Source organism: Kocuria dechangensis (genome assembly GCF_014636775.1).
GTDB lineage: Bacteria > Actinomycetota > Actinomycetes > Actinomycetales > Micrococcaceae > Kocuria > Kocuria dechangensis.
Genome location: NZ_BMEQ01000001.1, coordinates 1 through 12,753 on the forward strand (window position 1 = coordinate 1; position 12,753 = coordinate 12,753).

At 72.5% G+C, this 12,753-nt stretch carries 11 protein-coding genes and 1 rRNA gene; 4 read left to right on the forward strand and 8 right to left on the reverse strand.

Going from position 1 to position 12,753, the window contains the following annotated elements; translation table 11 throughout:
- Window positions 1–233 precede the first annotated feature (233 nt).
- Window positions 234–350: ribosomal RNA gene (rrf, locus tag IEW07_RS00005) — 5S ribosomal RNA — on the forward strand.
- Between the two features lie 229 nt (window positions 351–579).
- Here rrf and IEW07_RS00010 read toward each other — a convergent pair.
- The 3 genes from IEW07_RS00010 to IEW07_RS00020 all read right to left on the reverse strand — a co-directional run bounded on the left by IEW07_RS00010 (window position 580) and on the right by IEW07_RS00020 (window position 3,882).
- Window positions 580–2,253, reverse strand: coding sequence for an FAD-binding oxidoreductase (locus tag IEW07_RS00010; protein ID WP_188533790.1), 1,674 nt, complete (start codon window positions 2,251–2,253; stop codon window positions 580–582).
- Between the two features lie 61 nt (window positions 2,254–2,314).
- Window positions 2,315–3,097 (reverse strand): lysophospholipid acyltransferase family protein, encoded by a 783-nt coding sequence (locus tag IEW07_RS00015; protein WP_188533791.1) that lies wholly within the window; start codon window positions 3,095–3,097, stop codon window positions 2,315–2,317.
- Window positions 3,094–3,882: an SDR family NAD(P)-dependent oxidoreductase gene (locus tag IEW07_RS00020; protein WP_188533792.1), complete on the reverse strand. Its 789-nt coding sequence runs from the start codon at window positions 3,880–3,882 to the stop codon at window positions 3,094–3,096. Before IEW07_RS00020 ends, IEW07_RS00015 begins: the two co-directional genes overlap by 4 nt.
- A gap of 141 nt (window positions 3,883–4,023) precedes the next feature.
- Between IEW07_RS00020 and IEW07_RS00025 the strand changes: the two genes are divergently transcribed.
- Together IEW07_RS00025 and IEW07_RS21370 are read left to right on the forward strand one after the other, a co-directional pair.
- On the forward strand, window positions 4,024–6,282 hold the full coding sequence (locus tag IEW07_RS00025) for an HAD-IB family hydrolase (RefSeq protein ID WP_188533793.1): 2,259 nt from the start codon (window positions 4,024–4,026) through the stop codon (window positions 6,280–6,282).
- Window positions 6,283–6,343: 61 nt separating this feature from the next.
- Window positions 6,344–6,919 (forward strand): TetR/AcrR family transcriptional regulator, encoded by a 576-nt coding sequence (locus tag IEW07_RS21370; protein ID WP_188533794.1) that lies wholly within the window; start codon window positions 6,344–6,346, stop codon window positions 6,917–6,919.
- 57 nt (window positions 6,920–6,976) lie between these two features.
- Here IEW07_RS21370 and IEW07_RS00035 read toward each other — a convergent pair whose 3' ends face one another.
- The gene (locus IEW07_RS00035; protein WP_188533795.1) at window positions 6,977–8,251 is read right to left on the reverse strand and encodes a DUF4032 domain-containing protein; all 1,275 of its coding nucleotides are present in this window, start codon (window positions 8,249–8,251) and stop codon (window positions 6,977–6,979) included.
- A gap of 42 nt (window positions 8,252–8,293) precedes the next feature.
- Here IEW07_RS00035 and IEW07_RS00040 point away from each other — a divergent pair, with 42 nt between their 5' ends.
- Entirely contained in the window at window positions 8,294–9,112 is an 819-nt protein-coding gene (locus tag IEW07_RS00040) for a MurR/RpiR family transcriptional regulator (RefSeq protein WP_188533796.1), read from the forward strand.
- Between the two features lie 12 nt (window positions 9,113–9,124).
- On the opposite strand, the gene IEW07_RS00045 is transcribed toward IEW07_RS00040, so the two are convergent.
- The 4 genes from IEW07_RS00045 to IEW07_RS00060 are packed head-to-tail and all read right to left on the reverse strand — an operon-like array spanning window position 9,125 to window position 12,719.
- Entirely contained in the window at window positions 9,125–9,931 is an 807-nt protein-coding gene (locus IEW07_RS00045; protein ID WP_188533797.1) for an ABC transporter permease, read from the reverse strand.
- A gap of 1 nt (window position 9,932) precedes the next feature.
- Window positions 9,933–10,817, reverse strand: a complete 885-nt coding sequence (locus tag IEW07_RS00050) for an ABC transporter permease (RefSeq protein ID WP_188533798.1) — start codon at window positions 10,815–10,817, stop codon at window positions 9,933–9,935.
- Between the two features lies 1 nt (window position 10,818).
- Complete coding sequence (locus tag IEW07_RS00055) at window positions 10,819–11,637, reverse strand: ABC transporter ATP-binding protein (RefSeq protein WP_188533799.1); 819 nt, start codon at window positions 11,635–11,637, stop codon at window positions 10,819–10,821.
- Complete coding sequence (locus IEW07_RS00060; RefSeq protein WP_188533800.1) at window positions 11,634–12,719, reverse strand: ABC transporter substrate-binding protein; 1,086 nt, start codon at window positions 12,717–12,719, stop codon at window positions 11,634–11,636. The genes IEW07_RS00055 and IEW07_RS00060 overlap by 4 nt, the downstream gene beginning before the upstream one ends.
- Between the last annotated feature and the right edge of the window lie 34 nt (window positions 12,720–12,753).

The window sequence follows — 12,753 nt, forward strand, 5'->3', positions numbered from 1 at the left end:
ACCAACGACGTGCGCAGCCGACCGGTACTAATAGGCCGACAACTTACACCACACCCCACCCCCCACCGTTCACGGTGCGGGCACGGGGAACACTCCAGAACACCGCGTCCACTATACGGCTCCCAACCAACAACCCCCCGGGAGCACAACCGAATACCGCCCACCACGGGCGGGAACCACGTCACAGATGTCCCCGACACCACCACCCGGTGGTGGTGCGGCGGAAACAGAGTTACGGCGGTCATAGCGTGGGGGAAACGCCCGGTCCCATCCCGAACCCGGAAGCTAAGACCCACAGCGCCGATGGTACTGCACCCGACAGGGTGTGGGAGAGTAGGACACCGCCGGACCACACCCAGGGTCGAGCCCCCGCACCACACGGTGCGGGGGCTCCCCGCATTTAACAGCCCCGAACAGCCCGCCGGTTCCGACCGCCCTCGGGCATCAGAGACACGTCGCACCAAGCCGGCAGCCCCACCCGGCCGGATGGCCGGCCCGGCATAGCAGAAAGCCCCCACCGGGAGACCGGTGGGGGCTTTCTGCTATGCCCGGATCCCTGGCGTGGGGCTCGAGGCAGGGTCAGCTGACGATCTTGCCCGGGTTGAGGTTGGCGCCCGGGTCGGCGACCTCGAACAGGCTCCGCATGAGGCGCACGCCCTCGGGGGAGACGTCCTGCTCCATCCAGGCGCTGTGCTCCATCCCCACGCCGTGGTGGTGGGACAGGGTCCCGCCGGCGTCGACGAACGCCTGCTGGACCGCGCTCTTGATCACGGCGTACTCGGCGTGCGGGTCCTGGCCGATCTCGTACCCGAACGTGAAGTACAGGCACGCCCCGGAGTGGTAGGAGTGCGACATGTGGGACATGATCCACCCGGTCTTGCCCTGCTCGTCGAACGCGCGCTGGGCGGCGTCGTAGACGGCCTTGTGCACGGTGGTGAGCTTGGACCAGGGAGCCGCCGTCTCGGAGACGTCGCCGATGGTGTTCTGCTCGAGCAGGAAGTCCCGCAGGTACGGGGTGTCGAACTTCTTCTGGTCGTACAGCGCGCCGGGGCCGGAGCCGAGGACGATCGCGCCTTGCTGCTTCACGATGGAGGCCACGGTCTTCTTCCGGCGCTCAACCTCCGCCTTGGTGCCTTCGAAGCAGACGTAGGAGATGCACATCTCATCCGTGTCCCAGCCGCGGCGGCGCATCACCTCCCACAGCAGGTCCTGGCCCTTCGCCGCGACCTTCTTCTTGAGGCTGGTCGCAGCCTTCTGGGTGGAGAGGGAGAAGGCCGTCTCGTGGGCGTCGGAGACCCGGGCGAACGTCGTGCTGACGTCCGAGCGGGCGATGTCGTGCATCGCGGTGAGCGCCTTCGGCCACGACGGGAACATGTAGGCGATCACCTCGCGGTGCTCCGCGATCCGGTGGACCTGCACGTCGAGCTCGGTGATGACGCCGAGCCGGCCCTCCGACCCGATGAACATCTCCCGCAGGCTCGGTCCCGTGGAGGTGGACGGCAGGGGGCGCAGCACCACGGTGCCCCCGGGGCGGACCACGCGCATGCCGCGCACGATGTCGGCGATGTCCCCGTACTTGTCCGATTGCATCCCGGAGGAGCGCGTCGCCGCCCAGCCGCCGAGGGTCGAGTGGGTGAAGGAGTCGGGGAAGTGGCCGAGGGTCCACCCCCGGGCGTTGAGCTGGTCCTCCATGTCGGGGCCCAGCACGCCGGCCTGGATGGTGGCCAGCCCCGAGGTCTCGTCGATGGCCAGGACCTTGTCGAGGCGCCCCAGATCCAGTGAAACGATCGTTCGCTCTTCGTCGGGGGAGGGCTGGAGGCTGCGCGAGATGCTCGTGCCGCCGCCGAAGGGGATGAGCACGAGGTCGCGCTCGACCGCCAGGGCCACGACGCGGGCGACCTCGTCCTCGTCGGCCGGGTAGACCACCACGTCGGGCACCCGGGCGAAGTCCCCGGCGCGGGTCAGCAGGAGCTCGGTCACCGACTTGCCGGCCCAGTGCACCACGCGCAGTTCGTCGTCGGTGCTCGTGTGCTCGTCCCCGACGATCCCCCCGAGGGTGTCCAGGAGGTCGGTCTCCAGCCGCGGGGCGGGGACGCTCACGGTGGAGAAGTCGATGGTGTCGCGTTCGCGCGGTCTCAGGTCGACGCCGAGCGCCCGCTTGACGAAGGGGGCGAAGGCGGGCTTGTTGGAGAACTCGAAGTGCACGCCTTCCTCGCCCCAGCCCCACCACTTCATGTGCTTCACGTGTGCCATCTGCGCAGTTCTCTCTTGGTTCGGGGACGTCGGGAGCGACGCCTGTCGGGGGCGGGGGTGGTCAGTCGTCCAGGCGGGGGCGGTGCTCGGCGTACAGGGCCCGGACGGAGGCCTCGATGCGCTCGTTGAAGGAGGCCGTGGGCTCCTTCGCCCGGGCGCGCAGCGGTTCGCCGACGGCCACGACGACGGGCGGGCGCCCGGGCCGCGGCCAGCGGTTGCCCCGCGGCATGGCCTCGTAGGCGCCGATCAGGGCGACCGGGACCACCGGGACGTCCACGGCCTTCGCCAGGCCGGCGGCGCCGATCTTGAACGAGGTCATCTTGCCGGAGCGCGAGCGCGTCCCCTCGGGGAAGATCAGCAGCGGGACGCCGGCTCTCAGCAGCCGCTTGGACAGTCCCCGGTTGGCGCCGGTGCCGGTGCGGTCCACGGGGAAGGCGTTGAAGATCAGCTCCGTGAACAGGCGCTTGTGGGGCGCGGTGAAGAAGTAGTCGGCGGCCACGCCCGTGGCGAGGTCCCGCCGGATCCGCCGGGGCACGGAGCCCAGGACGAGCGGGGCGTCGAGGTGGCTCGAGTGGTTGGCGACGACGACGCAGGCTCCCTCCAGCGCCTCCGCCGCGGGGTGGGTGACGACCGTGCGGCGGACCGTGCGGTACGCGATGCCGTGCAGGAACACGGCCTGGGCGATGCGGCGGGCGGCCCGGCGGAAGGGGTTGCGGAACCGTTCGGGGTCCAGGTGGGCCGAGGACGCCGGGGGCGCGGGCGGGGCCGGATCCTCCGCGGCGGTGCCGTCGCCCTCGATGGAGCGCTGGACGGGCACGGGCTCGTGCTGCTCCCGGCGGGTCACGAGCCTGCCGCCCGTTCCTTCTGGCGGGCCGAGGACAGCAGCCCGGAGATCCGGCGCACGGCCGCGCGCGGCATGTGGCGGACGAAGAACATCAGGAACCGGTAGCGCCTGGTGGGCAGGGAGATCACCTTGCCGCGGGCGACGTCGTCGAGGGCCTCCTCGACGACGCGCTCCGCGTCCAGCCACAGGAACGAGGGGATGGAGGAGCCCGAGATGCCGGCGCGCTCGTGGAACTCGGTGCGCACCCACCCGGGCAGCAGGGCGGTGACGTGCACGCCCGTGCCGGCGAGCTCGACGGCGAGGGACTCGGTGAACGCGGTGACGTAGGCCTTGATCGCCGAGTAGGAGCCCATCGTGATCATGCCGGCGGTCGAGGAGACGTTGATGATCCACCCGGAGCCCCGGGCCGTCATGGCCCGGGCCGCCGCGGAGGACAGCACCAGCACGGTCCGGCACATGACCTCGAAGCCGCGGTCGTGCGCGGAGGGGTCGGGGTCGGCGAGGCGGGTCTTCACGGAGAAGCCGGCGTTGTTGACGAGCACGTCGACCGGACGCTCCGGGTCCTCGATGCGGGCGGCGACGCGGTCGACGTCGGCGCGGTCGGCGAGGTCGGCGGCGAGCACCTCGACGGGCACGCCGTGGGCCGCGCGCAGCCGGGAGGCGACCTCCTCGAGGCGGACCGCGTCGCGGGCCACCAGCACGAGCGCGTGTCCCCGGCGGGCCAGGGCATCGGCGAACGCGGCGCCGATGCCGGACGTTCCCCCCGTCACGAGAGCGGTAAGCATGGGATCTAGGTTACACTACGGTAGCCGTAGCGTAGCCGGGTCCGAGCCGCTCGCGGGTCGCCGTCGTCGTCCGCCGCTCGTCCCGTCTCCCCGCCCGCTGCGCACCGCCGGCGGCCCAGCACACCACCCGGAGGAACACCGTTGACCGAGACCCCCACCACGCGCGTCCTGCTGACAGGAGCCACCGGCTTCCTGGGCCAGGCCGTGCTCGAACGGCTGCTGTCCGCCCACGACGGCGTGCACGTCACGGCCGTGATCCGGCCCAAGGGCAGCACCACCGGTGAGCAGCGGCTGCGGCAGCTGCTGCGCAAGCCCGCCTTCCGCACCTGGCGCGAGACCGTGGGGGAGGACGAGGCGAAGCGGCTCATCGCCGAGCGCACCGCCGTGCTCGAGGGCGACCTCTCCGCCCTGGCGGAGATCTCCGACCCGTTCGACGTGGTGATCCACTCGGCCTCCACCGTCTCCTTCGACCCGCCGATCCACGAGGCGTTCAGCACGAACGTCGGCGGTGCCACCGGGCTCTACGACGCGCTGCTCGCCGCGGGCCACGACCCCCACGTCATCCACGTCTCCACCTGCTACGTCGGCGGCATCGCCAAGGGCCTGCGCCCCGAGGCGCCCGTCGACCACGACGTCGACTGGGCCGCCGAGTTCGAGGCCGCCCTGCGGGCGCGCGAGGAGACCGAGATGGCATCCCGTGCCCCGGAGCGGCTGCAGGCCCTCATCGACGACGCCACGGGGAGCCACGGCAAGGAGGGCCCCAAGTCGGTGGCCCGCGCGGCCGAGGTGGCCCGCGAGGAGTGGATCCGGACCCGCCTCGTGGAGTACGGGCGGACCCGGGCGCAGTCCCTCGGCTGGACCGACGTCTACACGTTCACCAAGGCCCTGGGCGAGCGCGTCGCGGAGCAGAAGTGGGCCGGCAACGGCCACCGCCTCTCCGTGGTCCGGCCCTCCATCATCGAGTCGGCCCTGCGCCACCCGTACCCGGGGTGGATCGACGGGTACAAGGTCGCGGACCCGCTGATCATGGCCTACGGCAAGGGCGCGCTGCCGGAGTTCCCGGGCCTGCCGGACTCGGTGCTGGACGTCATCCCGGTCGACTTCGTGGTCAACGCGATCGTGGCGCTGGCCGTCGGCGGCCACCGGACGCCGACGGGAGAGGTCACCCCGGAGGGCGACCCGGCCCCGGAGCCCGGCTACTACCAGGTGTGCTCGGGGGCCTCCAACCCCCTGCCGGTCCACCGGATGTACGAGTACATCCGGGCGTTCTTCCTCGCCCACCCCCTCCAGGACGACGAGGGCAACCCCATCCGGGTGCCCGAGTGGCGGTTCCCCGCCAACAACGCCGTGGAGCGCGCGCTGGCGGTCAAGGAGCGGCTCACGGCCGCGGGCGGGAAGCTCAGCACGGTGCTCCCGGCGACGGCCCGGACCCGCGAGTGGGCGACCTCGCTGCACCGCGCGCAGTCCGCCCTGGGCTCCCTGCGGACCTACATGGACCTGTACCAGGCCTACACCCGCACCGAGATGATCTTCGACGACGCCCGCACCCGCCAGCTCAACGACTCCCTGCCGGCCGGCACCCCCGAGGACCGCACCTTCGACGTCCGGTCCATCGACTGGGTCGACTACTGGCAGAACGTGCACATGCCGGCCCTGACCGAGATGACCAAGGCCTACGGCCGGCTCCGGTCCGCGTCCAAGCGCCGCAGTGCGTCGAAGCGGACCCTCCGGCAGGGCACGGACGTGGTCGCGGTCTTCGACCTCGAGGGCACCGTCCTGAACTCCACGGTGATCCACCAGTACCTGCAGCTGCGCCGCCGCACGCTCACCCCGGCCCAGTGGCCCTCGGAGGTGGCCGAGCTCGTCGCGAGCGCCCCCACCTACGTGAAGGCGGAGAAGCGGGACCGCGGCGAGTTCATCCGCGCGTTCATGCGCCGCTACCGGGGCGTGCCCGCGGCGACCGTGCGGCAGCTCGTGGCCGGCCCCCTGGGCGAGGACATGCGGCGGCTGCTCCGCCCCGGCGCCCTGGCGCGGATCGAGGAGCACCGCGCCGCCGGCCACCGCACGGTCCTGGTCACCGGCTCGATCGACCTGCTGGTGGAGCCCCTCGCCGACCTGTTCGACGAGATCGTGGCCGGGCGCATGGACGAGCGCGACGGCGTGATGACGGGCTACCTGGCCACCCCGCCGCTCGTGGACGAGGCGCGGGCCCAGTGGCTGAAGAAGTACGCCGAGCAGGGGGGCTACGACCTCTCGCGCTCCTACGGCTACGGGGACTCCCACGCGGACGCCAGCTGGCTGTCCCTCGTGGGCCACCCGCACACCGTCAATCCCGACCTGGCCCTGTACCGGCTGGCGAAGAAGAACCACTGGCCCATCGAGGACTGGAAGACCGCCTGAGCACGGCCGCCCGGGAGCGCACGGCGCCCGGGCGGGCAGCAGGCGGGGCAGGAGGGGAGCCATGGACGACGACGACCGGCCCGACCCGCGGACCGTCTCGACCGACAAAAAGATCACCGCGGCGGCGCTGGGGCTCCTGCGGGAGGGCGGGCCGCAGCGGGTGACCATCGAGGCGGTCTCGGCGGCCTCGGGGGTGGCCAAGACCTCCATCTACCGCCGCTACGCCAACAGCCTGGAGATGCTCGAGGCCGCCCTCGAGCACGCCGTCCCCACCGACACCCCGGAGGGGGCCGGCGCGCCCGCGAGCTGGGAGGAGGGACTGGCCGAGGCCCTGCACTTCCTGTTCCGGGACATGGGCATCGGCGTGGCCGTGTCCCTGCTGACCGACCCCGTCTCGGAGACCTCCCGGATCCTGCGCGAGCACCTGGTGCGGCCGCGCGTGGAACGGCTCAGGGAGCTGCTGGCGGTCGAGACGGCGGCGGGGCGGCTGAGCCCCGAGCTCGACGTGGACGTGGTCCTGGACTTCGTCCTGGGCTCGGCGTACTCCCACGTGGCCCGGTACGGGAGCCTGGGGGAGGACTGGCCCCGCCGCGTCCACCGCACCCTCACCGGGGTGCTGGCGGCGCACCGGCCCTGAGGGCCGCCACGGGGACACCGCTGCGGACGGGGCCCGCGGGCGGCCCGGCGGGACGGCTCAGAAGACCTGCCGCTCGTCCGGGCGCTTCGCGAGCTGGGAGGCGACGTAGTCCTGCACCGCCACCCGGGTGGGCACGTCCTTGCGGGCGCGCTCGGACATGAACCACCGGTGCTCGAGCACCTCGTGGACGATCTCGGCGGGCTCGAGCTTGCGGCGCATCGGGGCGGGCACGGCCTCCATGATCGGGGCGAAGGTCTCCCGCATCCACAGCTGGGCCACGAGGTCCTCGTCCAGGCCCGGGTAGAGGTCCTGGCCGAACTGCGCGATGTCGGTCAGCAGCCGCCGCGCCTGGTTCTCGTGCGCGCTCAGCCCGGTCAGCCGCTGCAGCCGGCGCGTGTGGTGGCCGGGCTCCACGACCTGCGGCCGCAGCCGGATCTTCCCGTCGTCGGTCTCGAGCGAGGCCTCCTCGACGTCGAAGCCCAACTGGTTGAGCCGGCGCACCCGCTCCACCACCCGCCAGCGCTCGTCCATGCTGAAGGACTCCTCGACCGTGAGCTCCCGCCACAGGGTCGTGTAGCTGGCCACGAGCCGGTCGGAGACGTCGAAGGGGTCCACCGGGTCCGAGAGCTCGTGGCCCTCCTCCGCCGCCCCCGCCAGCAGGTCCATGATCTCCCCGGCCACGTTGGTGCGGGCCAGCTCGATGTCGTACTCGCGCTGGCCCCGGGTCAGCTGCGGGTGCAGCTCCCCGGTCTCGGCGTCCACCAGGTACGCCGCGAACGCGCCCGCGTCCCGCCGGAACAGCGTGTTGGACAGGGACACGTCGCCCCAGTAGAACCCGGACAGGTGCAGCTGCACGATGAGGGAGGCGAGGGCGTCCACGAGCAGCTCGACGGTCGTGGCGCTGGGTCCCGCGGAGAAGAGCGCCCGGTAGGGCAGGGAGAAGGCCAGGTGGTCGGTCACGAGCGCCGCGGGCAGCTCCTCGCCGTCGGGCGTGAACCGGCCGGTGACCACCGAGTCGGGCACCACGGAGGGGATGCCCATCCGGTTGAGCCGGCGCAGGATCCCGTACTCGTGCTGGGCGTAGTGGGGGGTGGTCTCCTTGATGGCCACGACCTTCGGCCCGGCGTGGGCGAAGCGCACCACGTGGCGGGAGAGCCCTCGGGGGTATGCGGCCAGGACGTCCTCCGGCCACTGCTCCAGCGGCAGCTCCCAGGGCAGCTCCAGCAGGACGGGGTCCGGGAACGCCGTCTGGATCGACACCCGGCCGGCGCGGCCGCCGGGGGGACCGCCCTGGGGGGCGCGGGCAGGGTCGAGCGCGGGATTCCCCTTCATAACGGGCCATGCTACCAACCAGCCCAGGCTAGGGTGGTGCCCGTGTCGATCGAACAGCGCGTCCACGAGCACTACGCGGAGCTGTCCCCGCAGGAGCAGCGGGCCGCCGACGTGATCCTCGACCACCTCGACGACCTCGCTCTCTACAGCTCCGCCGAGCTGGCGCAGATGAGCGGTGTCTCCCGCGCCACCCTCTCCCGGCTGTACCGGCACCTGGGGTTCGAGTCCTTCACCGAGGTCAAGGAGGTGGCCCGCAGCCTGCGTCAGCAGGGAGTGCCGCTCGGTCCGGACGCCGATCCGGAGCTGGCCCAGCACCTGGACCAGGAGCTCAAGAACCTCCGGCGGGCCTTCGACCCGGCGGACGACCGCCTGGCGCGGGCGGTGTCCTCGATCGCAGGGGCGGGGAGGATCCTGGTGGTCGGCATGCGCAACAGCCACCCCGTGGCCCTGCACCTGAAGCAGCAGCTGCAGCAGGCCCGGGACGGCGTGCGGCTCGCCCCGCTGCCGGGGCAGACGCTCGGCGAGGAGCTCGTTGACATGGGACCGGGGGACGCGATCGTCCTCGTCGGGTTCCGCCGCCGGCCCCGGGGCTTCGACAAGCTCGTGGAGGGCTGCGTGGCCACGGGCGCGGAGGTCCTGCTGATCGCGGACGGGACCGCCCGGCGGCACGCCACCGAGGTCGGCCTGTGGATCGAGTGCCCGCTCGACAGCATGGGCGCCTTCGACTCCTACGCCGCGGCCATGAGCCTCGTGGCGCGGCTGGCCAACGGGGTGCTCGTCGCGACGGGTCCGGAGGGCCGCCGGCGCGTGGGGCGCACCGCGGAGCTCTACGAGCAGCTGGACGAGCTCGACCTGCGCTGACCGCCCTCCCGGTCAGGGGCGCCCGCCGGCGCGGGCGGTCACGGCGTTCTCGAGGAGCGAGACGAGCGAGTACAGGAGGATCGACGCGACGGTCACGACCACCACGGCCGCCCACACCTCGTCGTACCTCGCCCGGGCCACGTTCGAGACGATCGCGTAGCCGATGCCCTCGCCCGTGGCCAGCCACTCCGCCAGCAGCGCGCCGGTCAGCGCGCCCGGGACCGAGACGCGCAGGGCGGTGAACAGGCTCGGCGGGGCCGAGGGGAGGGCGACGGCGCGGAACACGTCGAGCGGCGACCCGCCGTAGACCTGCACGACCTCCACGATCACGGGGTTGGCAGAGCGCAGGCCCTGGACGATGGTGACGAGCGCCGGGAACAGGACGACCACCGCTCCCATGGCCGCGACGGAGGCCCCCTGCCGCCCGAAGACCAGGATGATGATCGGGGCCATCGCCACGAGCGGCACCGAGCGCAGCAGCATGGCCAGCGGCATCATGGCGTGCTCGAGCCCCCGGAACAGGGAGAAGACGGTGGCGACGAGGAGGGCGGCGACGAGGCCCGTCACGAAGCCGACCGCGGCGTCGGCCAGGGTGGTGCCCAGCTGGCCGAGGACCACTGCGCGGTTGGCCGCGGCGTCGGCGTCCGTCACCAGGAAGGCCCAGACGTCCCACGGGGTCTTGCCGATGAAGGACGTGACGTCGAAGGCCTGCAGCAGCAGCAGCCAGATGAGGGCCACGGCCACGAGGGAGAGGGCCAGGTCGAGCAGCCCGCGGACAAGGTCCTTGCCGGCGCGGACCGCTGTGGCGGTGGCGGACATGTCAGTTCCCCACTTCCCGGCCCCCGGCGGACCACGGTGCCACGGAGCGCGCGACGACCCCCACCACGGCGTACGCCAGGAAGGCCAGGGCGCCGGAGACCAGGGCCACGGCCCAGACGCGGGCGATCTCGAGCGACTGCTGCGCGTTGACCATGGCGGGACCCAGCCCGCGGTCCACGCCTCCGACGTACTCCCCGAGGACGGCCCCCAGGAACGCCGCCGGCGCGGCGATCTTCAGCGCCGAGAACAGCCCGGGAAGGGCCGACACCAGCTGCACCTTGACCAGCTGGTGCCAGCGGCTGCCGCCGGCCACCGTGATGACGTCCAGGGAGGACCGGTCCGCGGTGCGGAAGCCGGCCAGCACGGAGACGTAGGTCGTGAAGAACACGGAGATCGCAGCCAGGGCCACGGCGGTGCCCGAGGGCTCCCCGGAGCGGGGCGGGCCCAGGACGATGAAGACGATCGGCCCGACCGCCACGATCGGCAGGCAGTAGCTCACCACGGCGATCTGCGTGGCGAGCCGCTCGGTGAACGGCAGCAGCAGGACCGCCGCGGCCAGCAGCACCGCGGCGAGGTTGCCGCCCAGGTAGCCCCGGGCGGCCTCGAGGAGGGTCACCGAGGCGTTGGTCCAGTAGAAGCCGACGCCGTCGGCGGCGATCTGCTGGACGATCGCCGGGGGCGTCGGGACCGCCCCGCTGCCGGCGCCGTCGGCGGCCCCGGCCCCTCTGAGGAAGGTCGCGGCGCCGAGCCACCAGGCGGCGACGGTCAGCACCGCGCCGAGGACGGCGATCGCCGCGGGGGGCGGCTCGCGCCGCCGGACGGCGGGGGAGGGAGCGGGCCGGGGCGCGGGCGCTCCGGGGGACGGTGCGGTCACGGCGTCGGTCATCTCACTCCTCGTCCCCGTGCGCGCCGAACAGCAGCTCGGAGGCGCGGTCGTGCAGGGCGTGGAACTCGGGGGTGCGCAGCATCTCGGGGGTGCGCGGGCGGGGCAGGTCGATGTCGAGGACCCGCTTGATCCGGCCCGGCCGGGGCGACATGACCGCCACGACGTCCGAGAGGAAGATCGCCTCCGAGATCCCGTGGGTCACCATCAGGGTCGTGGCGGGCTTCTCCGTCCAGATCCGCAGCAGCTCGAGGTTGAGCCGCTGCCGGGTCATGTCGTCGAGCGCGCCGAACGGCTCGTCCAGCAGCAGCACCGACGGCTTGACCACGAGGGCCCGGGCGATGGACACGCGCTGGCGCATCCCGCCGGAGAGCTGGGCGGGCCTGGCCTTCTCGAAGCTCTTGAGCCCCACGAGCTCGACGAGCTCCTGGACGTAGGCCTTGTCGACGGGCTGGTGGGAGACCTCCAGCGGCAGGCGGATGTTCGCCTCGACCGAGCGCCACGGCAGCAGCGCGGAGTCCTGGAACGCGATGCCCAGCTGGTGGGAGCGGCGCAGCTCGGCGGGGCTGTGGCCGTCCACGAGGACCTCGCCCGCGCTGGGCTCCTCGAGACCGGCGAGGAGGCGCAGGATCGTCGACTTGCCGCAGCCGGAGGGCCCGAGCAGGGACAGGAAGGAGCCCTGGTCGGTGCGCAGGTGGGCGTCGTCGAGGGCGGTGACGCTGCCGCGGCCGGTGCGGAAGACCTTGCTCAGGCCGTTGAGGTCGATCCCGCTCGCCGTGGCGTTGATCCTGCGGCGGGAGGACGCCGGCGCGGCCGTGCTCATTCCCTCAGCTCCGGGTTCTCCGCGTAGACCTCGTCGAGCAGCGAGAGGTCGAAGACGTCCTCGGCCGTGAGCCCGGGATACCCGGCCACGCCGAGGACCTCGATGTTCTGCGCCACGAGCTCGTCGGAGACGGTGAACAGCCCGTTCTCCCCGGTCTCCTCCGAGACCACGAGCTCCGCGTTCTGGATCTCCGCCTGGCGGGTCTCCTTCTCCCGGTCGAGGCCGAGGTCCGCCCCGTACTCCTCCACGGCCAGGCGGGCGGACTCCTCGGGATCCGCCACGGCGTCCTGCCAGCCCCGGATCGTGGCCTCGAGGAACGCCTTCAGCGCCTCGCGGTCGTTGTCGATGGCGTCCTGGGTGGTCACGAAGGACTCCGCGACGAACGGCAGCCCGTGGTCCGCGAAGGGGAGGTTCACGACGTCCTGACCGGCGAGCTCCAGGGTGATCGCCTCGTTGGTGGAGTAGCCGAAGAACCCGTCCACCTCGCCGTTGACCAGCGGCTGCGGGTCGTACTGCACGGGGATCTTCTCCACCTCGGCGGGGTCGATCCCGTTGACCTCCAGCAGGGCGTCGAACAGGGTCTCGTTGACGCCGGACTGGACGCCGATCCTCCGGCCGGCCAGGTCCGCGGGCGTCTCGATCGGCGCGTCGCCCAGCGAGATGATCGTGAAGGGATTCTTCTGGTAGGTCGTGCCGATGATCTTCAGGGGCGCCTCCTCCTCGGCGATGGCCGGGGCCACCCCGAGCGGCGAGGAGGTGCCCACGAGGGCGCTGCCGGCGAGCACCATGGACTCGGTCGAGGCGCCGGAGGGGCCCCCGGAGATCAGGTTGACGGAGTCGAAGCCGGCCTCCGTGTAGTAGCCCTTCGAGTCCGCGAAGTACTCCCCGGCGAACTCGGCGTTCTTGATCCAGGACAGGTTCACGTCGAGCGTGCCGTGGCCGCTCGCCTCCGGCCCGGAGGACGCCGTCCCGGCGGTTCCCCCGCAGGCGGTCAGGGCGAGCGACGCGGTGAGGAGCAGCGCCGCGGCGGGGAGCCGCCGGGTACGGTGCGAGCGGGGTGCGGTGGCCGGGGTGGGGTGCACGGCGGACCTTCTTCCTGTGGATCACGGGCGCGCG

Coding starts and splice junctions, on each gene's coding strand:
- IEW07_RS00010 (WP_188533790.1), bottom strand. CDS start 2,253: ATGGCACACGTGAAGCACATGAAGTGGTGGGGCTGGGGCGAGGAAGGC.
- IEW07_RS00020 (WP_188533792.1), bottom strand. CDS start 3,882: ATGCTTACCGCTCTCGTGACGGGGGGAACGTCCGGCATCGGCGCCGCG.
- IEW07_RS21370 (WP_188533794.1), top strand. CDS start 6,344: ATGGACGACGACGACCGGCCCGACCCGCGGACCGTCTCGACCGACAAA.
- IEW07_RS00035 (WP_188533795.1), bottom strand. CDS start 8,251: ATGAAGGGGAATCCCGCGCTCGACCCTGCCCGCGCCCCCCAGGGCGGT.
- IEW07_RS00045 (WP_188533797.1), bottom strand. CDS start 9,931: ATGTCCGCCACCGCCACAGCGGTCCGCGCCGGCAAGGACCTTGTCCGC.
- IEW07_RS00050 (WP_188533798.1), bottom strand. CDS start 10,817: ATGACCGACGCCGTGACCGCACCGTCCCCCGGAGCGCCCGCGCCCCGG.
- IEW07_RS00055 (WP_188533799.1), bottom strand. CDS start 11,637: ATGAGCACGGCCGCGCCGGCGTCCTCCCGCCGCAGGATCAACGCCACG.